The following is a 17981-nucleotide window of genomic DNA, read 5'->3' on the forward strand; positions in this document are numbered from 1 at the left end:
ACTTTACCTAGATGCTAAAGATACCGGTAGCGAACACATATGTCAACGGGTGAGCAGTGTTTATAGAAATACTCTTACTTCGGCTCCCTCTCAATCAAATCGCTGAGGTGCCGGGCACAGAAGCTCCATCCGAATCTACCGGGATGCAGCGACGGGTACGATGACGTCACGTCGACAACAACTACTCACCCTGTTTCCCGACACGATGAGGAAGCCAAGTCGCCGCAACACGCTTAGCCAAGCGGTCCGTCTGCAACTGCATTACTACATTTCGCAACTACCATACCGCAACACTAAAATTCAACCGACGACGCATGTAACGCCCTCCTTTCGCCGTACCTTCATGGTTCGGATCGTCGCACTCGAACACAGTGTCCTTTGTGCGACAATCAGTGTCTCAAAAGTCTGAGACAGATTACTCGAAATCCTGCTCGAAGTATTCCACGCGACGACGCGATGCACCCTCCGGGTTATCACGAATCCGGGCACGCAGGCGCTCTCCAAACACTTCTGCCGGATCATAGCCGTAGTGCTTGAGCAAGTAGTTCATGGCAATGACCTCGCAGATCACGGTGATGTTCTTACCCGGAGTGATCGGCACTTGAACCATGGGTAAGTCTACGTTCAGAATCTCATGGGTATCCTCCACCATGTGGATTCGAGTATACTCCTTGTCGGGATCCCAGAGTTGCATGTTGACCACCACTTCGATGCGCTTCTGAAAGCGGATCGCACGGATACCGAACATCGACCGGATGTCCACAAGACCGAGTCCCCGCACCTCCATGAAGTGCTGGACGAGGTCGGTCCCGGAGCCCATTAAGATCTGCTCGTCTCGCTTCGTAGCGATAATCACGTCGTCGGCGACAAGCCGATGGCCGCGTTCGACGAGATCAAGTGCAACCTCGCTTTTCCCGATGCCCGGTTTTCCGATGAGAAGCAGCCCGATGCCGTACACGTCTACGAGCGAGCCGTGCACAGAGCACTGCGGCGCGAACTGGTCCTCCAGAAAAGCGCGGAGCGACGCCATGAATTCGACTGTCGGAAGACTCGTTCGATACACCGGAATGTCCGCCTCCGTAGCGAGGTCAACCAGACGGTCCGGAAGCTGGTTGTCATCTGTCCCGATGATGCATGGCAGATCAAACTGCGTGATGTTCTGAAACGCTTCGACCTGACGATCAGCGTCTAGATGGTGCAAAAACCGATGTTCGGTGTTACCGAGAATCTGCACACGCTGATGTGTAAACAGGTCGACATAACCTGCCAATGCCAGCCCGGGCCGGTGCAAGTTGCTCTCGGTGATCTCGCGATCAGCATCTGCTTCATTCACCGCATCGACTGCCACATCTACCCGGTCGCGGAGCTTCCGGATCATGAAGTCGACCGTGATCGATTCTTTCTGAAACATAGAGTCGTCGAGCTGACAAGAAACGGGACGGTGCGAACGATTCTACGGCACTTCGACGGCGTCGAGGATCCGGTGAACGATTTCGCCCGATGTCACATCCTCCGCCTCCGCCTCGTACGTGATGACGATTCGGTGCTGGAGAACGTCTACAGCCACCGCACGCACGTCCTCCGGCGTCACGTACGCTCGATGACGCAAGAACGCGTGGGCGCGGGCGGCCAGGTTCAGGTTAATGCTGCCGCGAGGTGAGGCGCCGTACTGAACGAGCGGGGCCACATCCGAAAGCCCAAAGCCGCCAGGATCGCGAGAGGCAAGCACAAGATCGACGATGTACTGCTCCACCCGCTCATCAATGTACAATTCGTTGAGCACCTCCCGGGCGTTCAGAATCTGAGCCGGGCGAGCGACAGGCCGAATGTCGGGCTGCTCACCCGTGCGGGCCATCCGACGCATGATTTCGAGTTCCTCCTCCCGGGTGGGATACTCAACCTTGATTTTCAACATGAATCGATCGACCTGCGCCTCTGGCAGCGGATACGTGCCCTCCTGCTCAATCGGGTTTTGCGTTGCAAGCACGAGGAACAGCTCATCCAGTTCGAAGGTGGTGTCTCCGATCGTTACCTGCCGTTCCTGCATGCTCTCCAGCAGGGCACTCTGTACTTTTGCCGGCGATCGGTTAATCTCGTCGGCAAGAATAATATTGGTAAAGATCGGTCCCTTCTTAATCGAAAAGCTCCCCTCTTTCTGGTTATACACCAACGTACCGAGAAGGTCGGCCGGGAGCAGGTCAGGAGTAAACTGAATGCGCTGAAAGCCCGTGCCAATCGCGTCGGACAGCGCGCGGACCGTCAGGGTTTTCGCGAGACCGGGGACGCCCTCGAGCAACACGTGACCGTTGCCGAGGAGACCGATCAGCAGGCGCTCGACCATGTAGCGCTGCCCGACCACGACGCGCCCGATCTCATTGATCAGGTCGTCGACGAAGGCACTCTCCGTCGCGATGCGGTCCTTAACGTAGGACAGGTCGAAATCGGGCATAAGACGGGCGAAAAAAGTCTAATGATGCTTGCGTAGCTGGCATTGCGACTCGGACGAGAGAAGCCGGTGCAATCGCGCAGGTCGCTATGGGCGAATGGTGTGTAGATCAGCATCGACGTCGTCGGCAGCCTGCGAGACGGCTTTCGGAATCGAATCCAGCAGGTTATCGAGAGCGTGAGGCCGACCTGTCACCAGAATCAGCCCGTCACGGGACGTCATGCACGCACCGTACACGCCCTCGAGCATGACCGACTCAACGGCTTCGACCACCTCATCCGCAAGAGCAGTGGTTGCTTCCAGGTAATCACGGAGCGAGGCGTGCGACATAAGAAGCAGCGCTCCGATCATCTGCCAGTCGCCCCGCCGCATTGCTGCGACGTGCTTCTGGACGCGCCGGTTTTCAGTGACCAGATGGCGCGTGACGGGTCGCAGTCGCTCTGGAAGGCTGTCGAGAGCTCGGTCTAAGTCGCGATGCTCCACGTTACGGAACGACCGCAGCCCGTCGAACCCGTGCTTCCGGAGAATAGCGAGGGCTTCATCCGCCCGTTCCCGAACGTTCCAGTGCCAGGCATTGGATCGTGGCGCGGGACGCCCGGGATCAATGACGGCCCAATCGAGCGCTTCACGGGCTTTTGTCTGGACCGGCAAAAACTCGTAGGTGCCGGTATCCACCAGCGTAAACGGTCCATCCATCCCTGCGTGCGCGGCGATCAGAGACGCGATGCTCGTCGGGCGGGCGGTTGTTTGCTCAATCGCCTCTCGCAGGTCAGGAATGACGTTCGAACGCACGCGAGAAATCCCCGATTTTGCTCCCGCCGCGTCGGCAAGACGCCCGAGAGCCCGGGTGACCGCGATCGCGAGGGCAGAAAAATATGCGTCCTGCGCCGAGCCCGGGATGCTGCTTACGACGGCAATATCATACGCAGACGGACGACGACCTTCGTCAGATGCCGACCACCCGGGCGGATCTTGTTCTTCGCTCCCGTAAAGCAGGAGGTGAAGCAAATGGTGCCAGGACGGGGCGTCGGGCTCGGGTGGCTGATCGGGACTCGTTGCGGCGGTCCACGGTCCCGCATCGGAGGCAAAGACAAGACGAGACGAACTGCCACTCGATGGACGGCATGCCACCGTCACAGACGCCTTCACCGGCATTAACAGGGCGAAACCGGTTGAGTAGTGCGTCTGCGCTGCCTGAACGTCAACGACGCCGGCAACCGTCGCCTGCTGGACCGGGGAGTCTCCACCTCCAAAGCAGGCTTCGAGCAAACGGGGGGCCGCCTCCACACCCGGGCCAGGCGTGTCAGATGACGGTGGTCGCACAGAGGGGGGCAGAGAAGACGTCGAAGAAGCGGCGTCGGGCATGGAGTGTCTTCGTTCAAACAGGGCGGTGGTCGTCTAACGGAGGCGCTAGACGATCATCATGGATCAGTAGGGTAGATGGCATCCGTCTTACATGCAACCCTGGTGCCGAATCCGTCCGGCGCTATGGCTGAAGCAGCACGCAATCGTTTCGATTTTCAGACGTTGTTCCTCTCCGCCGCTACTCTCACACCTCAGCATGAACACATTACGCCCCGATCACATCGCCGGGGTCGAGGTCATATCCATTCAGAAAGTCCACAACTCCGAGTCGCCGCTTACCGGGCTGCTGTAGCTCGACAACGTCCACAGCTCCCTCCCCACAGGCCACGACGAGGTGCTCGTCCGCGCGGAGGACGGTTCCCGGAGCGGCTGCCTTATTCCCAGGGACAAGATCTTTGTCCGCGACTCGACTTCGATACAGTTTTAGGCGCGTTCCTTCATGACGCGTCCAGGCTCCTGGATACGGCGATAACCCGCGGATGTGGTTGTGTACGTCGCCGGCCGGACGATCCCAGGGCGTTTCGCAATCATCCGTAAATATCTTCGGAGCCGGCGTCGCCTCACCGTCATCCTGCTTCGACGTTTCGACGGCGCCGTCCTCGATTTGGCGCACCGTTTCAACGACGGCCTCTGCGCCGATGATCATCATCCGGTCGTGCAACTCACCAGCCGTCTCATTTTCACCGATCGGCATGCGACGTTTCAAGATCACGTCGCCTGTGTCGACTTTCTCCTGCAGAAAAAAGGTGGTGACACCGGTCTCCTCCTCCCCGTTCATGATGGCCCAGTTGATGGGCGCAGCGCCCCGGTATTTCGGAAGAAGCGAACCGTGGAGATTGAAAGCACCCTTGGACGCCAGGGTGTAGACCTGCGGCGGGAGAATGCGGTACGCGACAACGGCAATCACATCAGGCTCCAGCTCCGATACAGCCTCCGCAAACGCATCGTCCTTCACCGACTCAGGCTGCAGGATGGTCTCAATCCCGCGACTCTTCGCGACCTTCTTGACGGGCGTCGGCGAGACTTTTTGCCCGCGTCCACGTCCTCGATCCGGGCCCGTGGCAACGGCAATGGGTGTGTAACCGGCGTCGCACAGATGTTCGAGCGAAGGCACAGCGAACTCCGGCGTGCCCATGAAGAGAATGCGCATGAGACGGTGTTGAAGTTTGGAAGTTTGGACGTTTGGAAGTGTGAAAGTATTGAGGTGTGAAAGTATTGAGGTTTGAAAGTGTTAACGTGTGAAGGCACTACGCCACACATTCATACGTTGATACCTCCACACCTTCATACCGCAGTTCCCACTGTTCGTCACACTTCGACGCCTTTGAACATGCCTTCGACGAACCCTTTGCGGTCGAAGACCTGGAGATCGTCGATTCCTTCGCCCACGCCGATATACTTCACTGGGACCTGAAACTGGTGCGATACGCCGATCACGACGCCCCCCTTGGCCGTTCCATCGAGCTTTGTCAGCACCAGCCCCGTCACGCCGGCGCTCTCCGTGAACTCCTCTGCCTGCCGGATCGCATTCTGCCCGGTGGATGCGTCGAGCACGAGAAGAACCTCGTGCGGGGCGCCCGTGACCTTCCGTCCCATGACGCGCTTAATCTTCGACAACTCGTCCATCAGGCCGCCCTTCGTGTGAAGTCGGCCGGCCGTATCGACGATGACGACATCGGATCCGCGAGATCGTGCGGCTTCGACGGAATCGAACGCGACGGCTGCGGGATCTGCCCCGTGCTTCTGCTTGATAATCGGAACGCCGGCCCGTTCGGCCCACACGTCCAGCTGCTCGATTGCCGCGGCGCGAAACGTATCCGCTGCGCCCAGAACGACATCCTTGCCGGCCTGCTTGTAGCGATGGGCCATCTTCCCGATCGTGGTCGTCTTGCCGACGCCGTTGACGCCAACGACCATGATGACATGTGGCTTATTTGGGAGATCCGCGTCGAAATCCGCTGGCCGCTCCTTGCTGTCGTCCAGCATGAGCGTGGCGATCTCGTCGCGAATGATGCGATTCAATTCTTTCGTCGATACGTACTGATCCGACTGCACGCGCGCTTCGACATTCTCGATGATGTCGAGCGTCGTCTTCACCCCGACGTCGCTGGTCACGAGAACCTCCTCCAGTTCATCGAGAACCTCGTCATCGACCTCATCCTTACCGCGCACCATGCGGTCGATCTTTCCGAAGAAACTCGACCGGGTCTTTTCCAGACCCTCGTCAAGCTTCTCCTGCTCTTTCTCGTCGTTCTTGTTAATAAAGCGGTCGAGAATGCCCATATAAGCGGTGCAAATTGGAAACAGTTCAGAAAACAGGGTGCGGCTTCCGATGGCATCGGAAACCATTTGCGGGAGACGTGCGCCGGAGAGACGATTACGACGAGTGGGGTGGTGCCTCGGTGCGTGCAGACGATTCGGCAGCGTCGTCCATGCTAGATGGCGTCTCAGGAGACGGGCCGGGCTCGCCATCGCCTGTTCGACCGGCGGTGTCCGTCAGGTCCGACTCCGGCTCCTCAACCATGTCAAGCTCCGGTGGCTCACCAGGCAGAGACGCCGAGGACGTACCGACCGCCTTGGATCGCACGCCCTGAAGGGACGGGGGATTCGGCATCGGTGGTTCACGCCTCGCAGCGTTAAGATAACGCACGAGGTACACGAAGAACGAAAAGACGAGAAGAGCCGTCGTCATCCAGACGCAGAATGCAAGGACCGGCGGATCGGCCTTCAAAACTGCAGCAAGCACGGTGATAGCAAGCCAAAAGGTGGCTGCTTTTCCGGCCCAGACGCTCGCCGCAACCTTCCCGGACCGCCGAACGATCAAGAGACTGCCCGCAACAATCAAGAAATCCCGTGACATCAGCGCACCGAAGAACCAGGGTGGCAGCGTCGGCTCCGTCGCGCGAAAGGTGAGTGCCGAGACGGTAGCCACGGCACCGACCTTGTCCGCGATGGGGTCGAGTACCTTCCCCCACTCCGACTCCGTATTCGACCAGCGTGCCACCCGACCGTCGAACCAATCCGTAAAGATGGCGACGATGACCAAGCCAAACAGCCAGTCCAGCGGCCCGTCGTGCCACAGCAGCATCGTAATGGGCGCGACCAGCAGCAGCCGAGCAATGCTCAGCACATTGGGGAAAGTCCAGAACTTCCCCAGGTTGGGCCAGCGATTGATGTGAGGTATGGCCATGAGGACGAACAGGGTCGACGGATACGGCGCATGCACAATGCCGAAAACACGATAAAGTAGGACAGCCTCGTCAAGCGCACGGTGCAACGGCTGGAACGCATCGAGACCATACCGGCCCAAAAAATCCGTCCACGCCAGGCATGGAGTTGTCGCCGACCGCGCAAGACGAGAGGTTTTTCTCAAATGTCCTACAGTCAATACAACGTATCGACGCTAGGGTTTATTCGCCAATAGACGTACGGCGCACGGTCACGAAATCCACCGGAAATACGTGCGATGAAACCGCCCTCTGGCGATCCAGGGGCTCGATTCTCTGTGGCAAGACGGGTATCCTGTCTATCACGCTCGTTTCTTCCACCGTCCTCCCCGTGTAGTGACACTTTTCTTCGTCGTAGCGTTCCTGATCCAGTGTCTCTATGCCGGTATCCTTGTCGTCGGGCTCCGACGCGCCGGCCAACAGGATCCGGTCCCGGAAGGCGTCAATCCAGACGACCTACCTTCTCTATCGATCGTTGTGGCAGCCCATAACGAGGCCGACACAATCCCGCCGCTCCTGCGTGCCCTCGCCTCTCAGACGCACCCGAACCTCGACATCATCCTCGTCAACGACGCGTCGACGGACGAGACCGGGCGCATCCTCACGGACTGGGCGGACGACCATGCATCTGCCCGCGTGATCGAACGACGTGGCTCGGCCGCACCGAACAAGAAGAAGGCCATTGCGGAGGGCGTTGCTGCTGCACGGCATGACATCATTGCGCAGACGGATGCCGACTGCGTGCCGCCGACCGTCTGGTCAGAACGTCTCGCGGCGTCGCACGCGCAATGCGACCGGCCGGTCCTGCTTATCGGTTACAGTCCCGTTGAGCCTGAAACGGGCCTACTGAATCGCTGGAGCCGTTACGAGACGTGGCAGACCGGTGCGTTCACCGCTGCCGCCGCAGCGATCGGGCACCCCTACATGGCGGTTGGGAGAAATTTGAGTGCTGCAAAACAGGTCTATCTCGACGTTGACAACGATATCGCCGGCGATGATCTCCTGAGCGGAGACGACGATCTCTTCGTCCAAGCCGCGCGTCGCACGGGGTCGGCAACCATTCGTCCCCTCGTCGATCCATCGACCTTCGTCCCCACCCGCGGCGCCGATTCGTGGCTTTCGTGGCTTCAGCAAAAGCGCCGTCACGTCTCGGCCGGCCGGGCCTATGCTCCATCGACAGCGGCGGTACTCACCCTCTACCACAGCTCCCACGTCTTGCTCTGGCTCGCGCCGATTCTGCTCGGCTCTCTCGGCGTCGGACTGCTGGCCGCCCGGCTCCTGTTTCACAGCCTCGTTATTGGCGAAGCCACCCGGACGCTGGGCGAGGACGATCTGGCGGCGTTCTTTCCGATCGGCGAAGTACTCACCGCCCTGTACCATGTCCTGGTCGTTCCCTTTGGCCTGATGAGCCCACCGGACACCTGGAAGAGCTAATCGTGCCCGGTGCACCCAGGAGCATTTGCTCGCCTTAGCTGAAGTAGAACCAGAGTGCTGCCACGCCCAGCAGGAGTCCGACGGTCAGCCACAGATCGACGCGGCGCCATGCGGCCGAACCGAGCGCCCCGTCTTCGTCAGCCGCAGCGACCGCAGCGGGTTCCGCGTGCTCATCTGCTTCAACCTCACCGGCTTCCGCCGTGCCGTACGTGATGCCACGAACCTTCTCCTCGGCCGGTGGATCGGTCAGCAGGCTCACGACCACGAGGATGCCGACGCAAATCACAAAGAGTAGGATCGCGAAATGAAGGAAGTTGATCTCGGCGATCCACTCGATCGCCGTGCCCGATGGTAGGCCGTCCGCATTTGCCCCATTGATCAGCTCGAGCACGAGACGGGATCCGCCAAGGACGAGACCCGCGAGCAGGGTCGAAATAGCTCCGTTCGCGTTGACCCGACGCCAGAAGATCCCGATGAGGAAGACGGCGGCGATAGGTGGGGCGATGTATCCCTGCACGCTCTGCAGGTAGGTATAAAGCTGCTCGCTCACGTTCTGCATGAACGGAATCCACGCAAGCCCGAGGAGCGTGAGCACGACCGTCGAGATCCGTCCCACCCAGACGAGCTGGCGTTCCGATGCCTCGGGCTTAAGCTCACGGTAGACGTCCCACGTCACCAGCGTCGAGCACGAGTTGAAGACGGACGAGAGCGAGGACATGAGCGCGGCGAGAAGTCCGGCCACGACGACGCCGCGAAGTCCGATCGGAAGCAGCGTACCGACGAGCACGGGAAGAGCCTGATCGCTGGCCTCAAGCTGCAACGCCCCCTGCTGCTGCAGTGCGTAGGCGACCACGCCCGGAATGACGAAGATGAAAACGGGCAGCAGCTTCAGATATCCGGCGAAGATGGAGCCTCGACGCGCATGGTCCACGTTCTTCGCCGAGAGCGTGCGCTGTACGATAAACTGATCGGTGCACCAGTACCAGACGCCCAGAATCGGTGCGCCAAACAGGATCCCCGTCCAGGGAAAGTTCGGATCGTCACTCGGGAGCCACATGTCGAAGAAGGACCCCGGCACGCTGGCCGTGAGCGCTCCCCAGCCGCCGAGTTCGGAGATCCCGATGAGCGTGACGGCAAGCGCACCGCCAATCAGCACGAAGACCTGCATCAGGTCGGTGTAGAGCACGGCGCGAAGGCCTCCCAGGACGGTGTACAACCCGGTTACGCCGACGACGATGATAGCGCCCGTCCAGAACGAGACGCCGATGGCTTCGAAGACGACACCGCCCGCGTAGATCGTGACGCTGATCTTCGTCAGGACGTAACCGATAATCGAGATCGCTGCGAGATACCACCGCGCGGTCGAAGAGTAGCGTTTCTCGAGAAACTCCGGCATGGTGTAGACGCCGCTCTTGACATAGAACGGCACGAACACCCAGCCGAGGAGAAGCAAGATGAGGGATGCCAGCACCTCGAACTGCCCCACCGCCACGCCGCTACTCGCCCCCGTCCCGGCGAGACCGATGAGGTGCTCCGAGCCAATGTTTGAGGCAAAAAGCGAGGCGCCGACCACGAACCAGCCGACATTCCGCCCGGCCAGGAAATAGTCAACCGACGACTCTTCCCCCTGTCGCTCCGTCCACGTGGCCCACCCTGCGACCCCGAACACGACGAGAAAATATAGTCCGATGACGCTCCAGTCGAGGATGCCGAGCGAAAGATCCATATTGGTGAGGAATGAGGAAAGGGGTGAGAGGGGTGAGGGCAAACGTCCTGAACCGGCAGAGCGACCGGTACCCGTGCATCAACACGTAAACACATCAACAGACCAGAACAAGATCACATCAACACGTCTACAGCCCGATCCGAGTGAGCCGGATGTGGTCGAGGTGTGCGGCATTCGTCTCCCGATTCATGTTTTCGTCGAAGTCGGTGTAGCTTAGCCGAAGCGTGTGCGTGCCCGCGGGCAAGCGGACGTGAACCGGGTTGCTGTAGCCCCAGTCGTTCCAGACATCATCGCCGCGCTGGGGCATCACGATCACGTCCGTGGTCCCGCCGACGTCCATCGTCCGGATCGCGGCTTTGTTGCTCGTATTCACGGGACCGTGTCCATTTGCATAGCGGACATCGATGGCGTACATGCCGGATTCTTCGACGGTGAGTTCGATCTCGACGGACGTATTCTGCTCTTTCGTCAGCGGCAGGTATCCGTCGCCAGAGAAGCCCGGATCGGTCGACTCCAGTGGCTGGGCAAACGCATCCGCGGGAATCACGCGAACGGCCGGGTCAGCAACGACGCGGACCGGCTCACTCAAAAAGGACTCAAGACCGCCCTCTCCGATCGCAGCGACCTGGTATTCGTGGAGAGAGGCCGGTTGCGTCGATTTGAGATCGTGCCGCGTCGCTTCGACCGTCTCGACGGGTTTGCCATTTCGGATGACGCGATACGCCGTGGCTCCTTCGACAAGCGACCAAGTCAGCACATCGCCGTCCCGCTTGACATCCGGCGTTGCGGGTGTGTATCGATTCTCTACGATCCGCACGCGGCCGTCCGGGAGGCCGCCGGTCATGATAACGCGGACTTCGTGTTGCCCGGAAAGATCGGCAGGGATGATCGGTTCGTCCAGCGCCTGACCGTCAAGCGTGATCTGCACGATGCGGGATCCGTGTCCGCGCACCGTGATGTCGAGAACAGCATCCCGATAGGCGACGCCTTCTAGCGTTCGCGTTCCTGTGTAGCCCTCCGGAATGAAGGGCTGAATGTGCAAGCCATCGCGATCGAAGCGCATGCCGAAGAGGACGCGGTAAACCGAAGCGAGTGTCCCGGCAACGCTCCAGAGCTGGCGGTCGGAGTTGATCTGCGTGCCCTCGAAGTGGCCGGTTTCGGCAACGAGATTCTCTTTATTCGTCAGAAACAGAGCAGCAGCCCGGTACATCGTCCCTAGGCCGTGCTCGACGCCTGGCGTGTTGCCCGCCTCAGCGCTCGCCCACGTCCAGTACGCCCCGACGAACGGCCAGTAGCCTGCGTTGTGATACGGTGGGATATTCGGAATGTACGGCCAGAAACTCGGTACGCCGAACTCCACGACGGGATGATTTTGCGCCATCATCGATTGGCGTTCCTTAGAAGGTACGTCCGTGAGAATAGCCAACGCCGAGCCAAGGGCCTCCGTCCGCGGGACCGCTGAGTAGGCGTTCCGTCCGTACCGAAACTCGCTGTAGAGGTCTTTCTCCGGAAGCCACAGATGTTCGTTGATTCCGTCCCGGATCGAACCGGCGATCTCATGCCAGCGACTTCCATCCTCTCCCTTTTCCTCCGCGATACTGCCCAGAATCTCGTACATCCGTGCGTGGACGACATTGGTACTAAGCGTTTGCGACAGGTAGATGTCGCGAGGATCCATCCAGTCGGGGTACGACTGTTCGCGCCAGTCCATGAACGACGATTCGCCGTGGACGAGACCGGTGTCCGGATTGTAGACGGCGTGCTGATCTGCCTCCGCCGAACGACGAATGATCGGGTAGATCTCCTCCAGCCAGTCTTTGTCACCGGTCGTCAGATACACCTCCCACGCGGCGAGCGCCCATGTCATCCGGTCGCTCGAGATTGGCCACGACCCGCCCGTGCCGGTATCCTGAATGATGCGTCCAGCGTCGTCGACCTTCGCTCGAAGGCTCGTTTTCGCCTGCTCCGGCGCAATGATGGCGAGGCTTAGCAGAATGCTGTAGCTGATGTCGCGAGTCCACACGCCGGTCCATTTCTTTCCGGCCATGAACGCACCGTCCTCCTCCCGGATGTTGAGCAGCACTTCTTCCAGTGACAGGTTATACAGTGCGTCCACGAGTCGCTGGTCGGACTCTACCTGGGGGAACTGCGATATGTCCTCACTCAGCGTCCAAACGGCAGCGCCCTCATCGTTCAGCGGAAACAGGTCCCGCGTTTCGAACGACAGCGTGATCGTGTAGACGCCGTCGCCGTCGGGGTCGGTGAGACGAAAGCGGTCACCAGACGAGGCCTCATCGAGATTCCAGGTTAGCGGGGCGGTGTCCCCGAAAATGTATAGCCCGCGGAAGTCTTCCTCCTGGATTGGGTCCCCGGATGGCGGCGTGTAGACGCCCTGCGCCCGGAATGCTCGGAGCATCGGCTTCATGTCGACGCGGAACGTGACCTCCATCGTGCCGGAGGGTCGCGGCGCAGCAAACCCAGGCTCAGGAAAAGATGTTGGGGACCGCTTGCCGAAGACGTAGACGGGGGTCAGCACTTCGCCTCCAGCGGGCGAGAGACGGAGTCGAATGTCATCGCCCGACGGTCGCTCGTTGTCGCGACCGTTGATGCTGAACTTGAAGTTGATCGCCGTCCGCTCCCGCTGATAATTCGACGTGAGCATGGTGCGCGACGGAGCCGTTGCCCGAAAGTCCCCCTGGGCGACGGAGGTGTCCGTGACCTGAAAGCGATCGCTGTCGTAGAGCATCTGAGCGGCGGAGAAGGACGGGAGTCCAGCCAGGCCCCCAAAGAGGAGCCCGAGAACAAGCAGAAACCGGTTCATGCGAGAATAGCTGTTGGTCAGGTGCGAGGGCAAGATGCTCAATCAAACGCCATATTAGCGTAGAGAAACGCCACGGGCAACGATAGCATGCGCTGTCGTCGTGCTGAGGCGGACCTGAACGGTCAGGACGCCTGTGTCTCCATCATAGTGAAAGCCCCCGCGAGCGAGTACATCGGAGGTGGAAGCCCGCTCCGTCAGCGTACGATTTCCGACCGAGACCTCCGATGGCACCGAAGCGACGCGGTGGAGCGAGGCGCGCACGGTGCGTTCGTCCGGAAAACCGTCATATGACCCGGCAGCTGGAGACATGGTCAGCCGTAGCACGCCGGTGTCACCGTCCGCGCGGAACGTCTGGGTGATGTTTGTAAGGGCGTAATCGCCGCGCGTGTAGTTCATCGTTGACCCGTCGTCTTCGTACAGCCGGAAGGAGGCGTCCGCGGCCGTCCTTCCGACCTCCGGAACGACACGCAAATCAAGCGTGTCCGCTGGCTGGGCGGCCGTGTGCGAGCGCACCGGACGCATCGGGACAATCGTTCCTGCCTTCTGATACATCGGCATGCGGTCGAGTGGGGCGTCGGCCGTAATCATTCGTCCGCCAGAGGTCACCTCGCCGGTCCACCAGTCCATCCACTCGCCTTCGGGCAATGGGATGTCGACCGAACGAGCGCCTTCTTTCATGACGGGCGCGACGAGCAAGGCATCGCCCATCAGGTAGGCCTCCGATGCCTCCTGCAGGGCGGGATCCTCCGGATCCGCGAAGAACAGTGGACGAGCGAGCGGAAGACCGGACGCGTGCGCTTCGTACGCGAGCGTGTAGAGGTACGGCATCAGGCGATAACGCAGGCGGACGTAGTCGCGCATGATGGACTCGGCCTGTGCCCCGAAATGCCACGGCTCCGTTGGCAGATTGTCGACGCCGTGCGGACGCATCGTCGGCGACAGGGCGCCGTGCTGCATCCACCGAACCATCAGCTCAGGTGATTTGGCATCACCGAGATAACCGCCGATGTCGGATCCGTAAAGCGGCAATCCGGAGAGGCCTGCCTGCAACATGAGCGACGGTTGCTGGGCGAGACCCGTGAACGAACGCGCCACATCCCCCGACCAGTGAACCGTTCCATAGCGCTGGATGCCGGCTGACCCGGACCGCGTCAGGTTGAAGACTCGCTGGTTCGGGCGCGTCTCGCGCAGCCCGCGGTACAGCGTCTCTGCCCAGAGCAGGTCGTATGCATTATGAATGACCGGTGCCGGACCGAGGTGGTGCTCCATGTCGTCCGGGTGCTTTTCCGGCTCCCCGAGGTCCGTCCATAGCCCGGCCATCGCACCCTTTGTGCTGTCGCCGACCGCGACGGAATCGCCCATGAACGGCGGATGCTTCTCCCACCACCAGTCCCGTGTTTCCGGACGTGTCATGTCGGCCAGGAGTGCCGGACAGCCGTCCGGGCACGACCACCAGTCCGGCAGGCGGTACGCAGACCCATCCGGATGCGTCCCGACGTGCCCATCGTCAATAGCAGGCTGAAAGAGGTCCGAGGGGCCCGAGATGTACGTTTCCGTAATGGCCACCGTCTGCACGCCACGATCGCTCAGATCGTCCATCATCTCGAAGGGCGTCGGCCAGTCGTCGCGATTCCAGTCAAGATCGCCCATGTGCTCGAACCAGTGCAGGTCGAGTACAACAGCGTCTACGGGAAAGCCTTTTTCCCGGAGCGTGTCCACCACGCCGCGAGCTTGAGCCTCCGTTCGGTAGCCGTACTTCGACTGAATGTATCCAAGCGCCCACTTCGGCGGCATCGGCTGCCGTCCCGTCAGCCACGTGTAGTGACGGAGTTGCTCGCGTATGTCATCGGTGGCAATCACGACATAGGAGACCGCACCGTATTCCGATGTGTAGGCGAACCGTCCCGACGTCGACGCACCGATGTCGAAACGCCCGCGATCCACTTCATCCATAAAGAGTGCAAACCCGCCCGTGGTCACGGCCAGCGGTACGTTGATCTTCATCGTAGCGGGCGCTTCGCTGTAGCCGTAGTGCTGCGTGTTGTACACGTCGAACGCGCGCCCCTGCAGGTTGAAGCTTCCGCCCCGTTCACCCGTGCCGTAGACCGCCATGGTCGAGTCCGCCGCAAACTGGACGGTGCGGGTTGAGTCGGTGACGAGAAGCGGTCGCTCCATCTCCGAGAGCAAGGATCGGCCGCGGTCATCCGCAATCGTAACCCGAAGCGGCGACTTGTGTACGGTCGCGGTCAGCTCGGCCGTACGAAGGTAGAGGGCCTCGTCCGTGTCACGGATCGTCGGCGTGTAGTCCGGCGTCCGGATCACGGCAAACGAGGTGTCCGCCGATGCAACGTCCGCCGGCAGCCATTCGACGCGAAGCATCTCCGGTCGATAGAAGCTGATCCTCGCGGTTGCATTTTCGCCCTCAACGACGAGAACGGCGTCATCGAGCCGGTGCCCCGTGTAATCGCCCGGCGCTATCTCCGCGGGCTGTGCGTGGACCGGACGAAACGTGAGCAGAACGAGGACGCCGAGCATCCCCAGGAAGCGGTAGAACGATTCCGACATGCTGGTGAGGTTTGAGATGTGAGGTGTGGGGTATGAGGGGGGGGGAGGGCTAAGGGATTACGCGACTCGGGACGGTCGACGCGGAGATGTTAGACCGCACAGGACCTGCGCGCGGGCAACGTGATAGCTGGACGTTCGGGTCAGCGGACGTGTCGCCCAGCATCCACAATTCGCAATCCGGAATACTCAATCCGCAGTTCCCAACCCTACCTACTGCCTCGTTAATGCGAGACCGGAGTAAGCTGGCAACTCGAGCAGCAGCGCTGAGCCGTCGTTCTGCACACGCGTTCCGCTGTCGACGGTGGAGAGCGCCGCGTCGTAGTCGCCGCGAAGAGAGTCCGGTAACGGGAGGCGCATGCTGTGGGCTTCCTCGTTACGGTTGAGGACGACCACGACCGCGTTCGCCGCGCGGCCCCGAGCGTAGGCAAACATATTGCGTTCGTCGTCTGCCTGCACGGTCTGGAAGAGCTGTGTGCGTAGCGCGGGCGTGTTGCGACGAAACTGGATGGCCCGGCGGTAGAAGTCCAGCAAGTCCTGGTTCACGCCGACCGGGTCGCTCGGACGTTCTTGCTCGAATGGGTGGTCGTCCTCCACATCGTAGTCGAGATCGTCCCAGACCATTGGTTTCCGGTTATCCGGGTCGTCGGCGCCCCACATGCCGGCTTCGGTGCCGTGGTAGACCATCGGCGCGCCGACGTAGGTCATCTGGAAGAGCGTCACGAGCCGCTGCAGGTCGCGTTCGTCGCCATTTGGCGCGCGGACCTTGTACGAGCGGTTGTCGCGGACGGACACCACGGCTCCCCAGTCGTAGTCGAACCGGTCCGGCTTGACGTATCCGGTATCACTCCGATTCACAATCATCGTCGCGAGGCGCGGTGTGTCGTGCGAATCAACCAGGTTCTGCACGGCCGTCTGGGTGCTGTCGTCGAAAGCGGTCCGCCGAGCATCGATCATATCGGCAAATTCCGTCGGCGTGATCACGTTGTCGATCAGGAAGCCCTTGACGGGGAAAGCGAACGCGAAGTAGTTCATCGCAGCCGAGAATCCGCCCGCCTGGATGAAGCCGGCGGCCGGTTGCCAGGTCTCAGCAACCGTGTATGCCTCCGGGTTGATGGATCGGACGTGCTCGTTCCAGTCCACCCAGAACCCCTCCGGCACCTCGTCGGCCACGTCCAGGCGCCAGCCGTCGATTCCATCGGACGGATCCCCATCGCCGTTCGGGTCCATCCAACGCGTCGTACTATCGAAGATGTACTGTTTCGGACCTTCTGCGAGGTCGTCGCCTCCTTCGGAATCAGCAAACTCGGGAAGTTGCGGGACGCCCCACCATCCTTCGTAGTCGAATTCGGAGGTGTCGGGCGTGGCCGGGTCATCATACATCGATACCTTGTACCATCCGGCGTACGGCGAGTCAGACTGATTCTCCCGAACATCCTGAAAGGCGAAGAAGTCACGTCCCGTGTGGTTGAACACCCCATCGATTACGACGCGGATATCGCGGGCATGCGCCTTGCCGAGTAGTTCGAAAAAGAGCGAGTCCGCCGCTGTCGTACGCCACGTGGACGGGTCCATCGGATCCTCCTTTGCGATCATAGCTCGATCCCCTTCCGGATCCGGGCCGAAATTGGGGTCGATGTGATGGAAGGAGTTGCCGTCGTACTTATGGAGCGTGTTCGCCCAGAAGACAGGGTTAAAGTACAGGGCGTTGACGCCGAGCGAGTCGATGTAGTCGAGACGATCGATCACGCCCTGCAGGTCGCCTCCATAGCGGCGCTCGTACACCGACGTGTAGAAGCCGCCCATTTCCTGCTCCCATTCCGCCTCCTCATACCAGTCGCGCGTCCACGGCGTGACAGACCAGGATGCCGGAACGTCGTCGATCGGCTTCTCCAGAGTCTGTCGCGTCGGGTCATTCGTTGGGTCGCCGTTCGCAAAGCGCGTCGGGAAAACCTGATAGAACACCGCGTCGGACGCCCAGGCAGGCACCCGAGCCGTCGACGACGTGCTGTCATCGGTCTCGGGCACATCGGAGCACCCGACGAGAGCAAGCGCTATAAACGCTGTTGCGCAGAAGAGGCGTCGAGACAGATCCATCGAAGCGGAAAACGTTGCGAAAGGAGAATCGAGTCGACAAAGAGCTTCCTATTGGGATGCCCCTGTCGAATCAACCTGCACGGAAGATGGGCGGCTCGGCGGCTCCGGAAATGTATCGTCGTCTTCCGGCGGCTCATTGCCCCCGGCCGATCCGCACGCGGCGAAAAGGACGAGCAAGCAGATCGTCAGAACGCCGTTCAGCAGGCGGGAAAGTCGAGACGAGGTAAACATGGTCATGCGATTCGGTTTGGAAATGTCATCCGGCAAGCTGCGCACCGGGGCCGACTCACGAGCCAGCTCCGA

General features: G+C 60.7%; 12 protein-coding genes. 1 reads left to right on the forward strand and 11 read right to left on the reverse strand.

The annotated features are described in order from the left end of the window. Positions 1 to 415: 415 nt before the first annotated feature. The 6 genes from hprK to CRI94_RS08890 form a co-directional block, all read right to left on the reverse strand. Positions 416 to 1411, reverse strand: a complete 996-nt coding sequence (gene hprK / locus CRI94_RS08865; protein ID WP_098075344.1) for an HPr(Ser) kinase/phosphatase — start codon at positions 1409 to 1411, stop codon at positions 416 to 418. 42 nt (positions 1412 to 1453) lie between these two features. Continuing rightward, on the reverse strand, positions 1454 to 2449 hold the full coding sequence (locus tag CRI94_RS08870; protein ID WP_098075345.1) for an AAA family ATPase: 996 nt from the start codon (positions 2447 to 2449) through the stop codon (positions 1454 to 1456). Positions 2450 to 2533: 84 nt separating this feature from the next. After that, positions 2534 to 3811 carry a hypothetical protein gene (locus CRI94_RS08875; protein WP_143815349.1) on the reverse strand — a complete coding sequence of 426 codons (1278 nt, stop codon included), beginning with the start codon at positions 3809 to 3811 and terminating at the stop codon, positions 2534 to 2536. Positions 3812 to 4016: 205 nt separating this feature from the next. Then, complete coding sequence (fmt, locus tag CRI94_RS08880) at positions 4017 to 4961, reverse strand: methionyl-tRNA formyltransferase (protein WP_098075347.1); 945 nt, start codon at positions 4959 to 4961, stop codon at positions 4017 to 4019. A 158-nt stretch (positions 4962 to 5119) separates the two neighbouring features. Beyond that, complete coding sequence (gene ftsY / locus CRI94_RS08885; protein ID WP_098075591.1) at positions 5120 to 6094, reverse strand: signal recognition particle-docking protein FtsY; 975 nt, start codon at positions 6092 to 6094, stop codon at positions 5120 to 5122. A gap of 94 nt (positions 6095 to 6188) precedes the next feature. Further along, a complete protein-coding gene (locus CRI94_RS08890) occupies positions 6189 to 7001 on the reverse strand; it encodes a CDP-alcohol phosphatidyltransferase family protein (RefSeq protein ID WP_098075592.1) in 813 nt (270 codons plus the stop codon). A 373-nt stretch (positions 7002 to 7374) separates the two neighbouring features. On the opposite strand from CRI94_RS08890, the gene CRI94_RS08895 reads away from it, so the two are divergent. Continuing rightward, positions 7375 to 8472, forward strand: coding sequence for a glycosyltransferase (locus CRI94_RS08895; RefSeq protein WP_179862227.1), 1098 nt, complete (start codon positions 7375 to 7377; stop codon positions 8470 to 8472). 34 nt (positions 8473 to 8506) lie between these two features. Here CRI94_RS08895 and CRI94_RS08900 read toward each other — a convergent pair whose 3' ends face one another. The 5 genes from CRI94_RS08900 to CRI94_RS08920 form a co-directional block, all read right to left on the reverse strand. Beyond that, complete coding sequence (locus CRI94_RS08900; protein WP_098075349.1) at positions 8507 to 10198, reverse strand: sodium:solute symporter; 1692 nt, start codon at positions 10196 to 10198, stop codon at positions 8507 to 8509. 127 nt (positions 10199 to 10325) lie between these two features. Then, positions 10326 to 13019, reverse strand: coding sequence for an alpha-L-rhamnosidase-related protein (locus CRI94_RS08905; protein WP_098075350.1), 2694 nt, complete (start codon positions 13017 to 13019; stop codon positions 10326 to 10328). 54 nt (positions 13020 to 13073) lie between these two features. Then, a complete protein-coding gene (locus tag CRI94_RS08910; RefSeq protein WP_098075351.1) occupies positions 13074 to 15584 on the reverse strand; it encodes a glycoside hydrolase family 31 protein in 2511 nt (836 codons plus the stop codon). A 210-nt stretch (positions 15585 to 15794) separates the two neighbouring features. Further along, a complete protein-coding gene (locus tag CRI94_RS08915) occupies positions 15795 to 17678 on the reverse strand; it encodes a glycoside hydrolase family 13 protein (protein WP_098075352.1) in 1884 nt (627 codons plus the stop codon). 48 nt (positions 17679 to 17726) lie between these two features. Next, the gene (locus tag CRI94_RS08920) at positions 17727 to 17909 is read right to left on the reverse strand and encodes a hypothetical protein (RefSeq protein ID WP_143815350.1); all 183 of its coding nucleotides are present in this window, start codon (positions 17907 to 17909) and stop codon (positions 17727 to 17729) included. Positions 17910 to 17981: the final 72 nt, after the last annotated feature.

It is taken from the genome of Longibacter salinarum (assembly GCF_002554795.1).
GTDB classification, from domain to species: domain Bacteria; phylum Bacteroidota; class Rhodothermia; order Rhodothermales; family Salinibacteraceae; genus Longibacter; species Longibacter salinarum.

Excerpts from the sequence above, each read along its gene's own strand:
- hprK (WP_098075344.1), bottom strand. The coding sequence starts at position 1,411 with ATGTTTCAGAAAGAATCGATCACGGTCGACTTCATGATCCGGAAGCTC.
- CRI94_RS08870 (WP_098075345.1), bottom strand. The coding sequence starts at position 2,449 with ATGCCCGATTTCGACCTGTCCTACGTTAAGGACCGCATCGCGACGGAG.
- CRI94_RS08875 (WP_143815349.1), bottom strand. The coding sequence starts at position 3,811 with ATGCCCGACGCCGCTTCTTCGACGTCTTCTCTGCCCCCCTCTGTGCGA.
- fmt (WP_098075347.1), bottom strand. The coding sequence starts at position 4,961 with ATGCGCATTCTCTTCATGGGCACGCCGGAGTTCGCTGTGCCTTCGCTC.
- ftsY (WP_098075591.1), bottom strand. The coding sequence starts at position 6,094 with ATGGGCATTCTCGACCGCTTTATTAACAAGAACGACGAGAAAGAGCAG.
- CRI94_RS08890 (WP_098075592.1), bottom strand. The coding sequence starts at position 7,001 with ATGGCCATACCTCACATCAATCGCTGGCCCAACCTGGGGAAGTTCTGG.
- CRI94_RS08900 (WP_098075349.1), bottom strand. The coding sequence starts at position 10,198 with ATGGATCTTTCGCTCGGCATCCTCGACTGGAGCGTCATCGGACTATAT.
- CRI94_RS08905 (WP_098075350.1), bottom strand. The coding sequence starts at position 13,019 with ATGAACCGGTTTCTGCTTGTTCTCGGGCTCCTCTTTGGGGGCCTGGCT.
- CRI94_RS08910 (WP_098075351.1), bottom strand. The coding sequence starts at position 15,584 with ATGTCGGAATCGTTCTACCGCTTCCTGGGGATGCTCGGCGTCCTCGTT.
- CRI94_RS08915 (WP_098075352.1), bottom strand. The coding sequence starts at position 17,678 with ATGGATCTGTCTCGACGCCTCTTCTGCGCAACAGCGTTTATAGCGCTT.
- CRI94_RS08920 (WP_143815350.1), bottom strand. The coding sequence starts at position 17,909 with ATGTTTACCTCGTCTCGACTTTCCCGCCTGCTGAACGGCGTTCTGACG.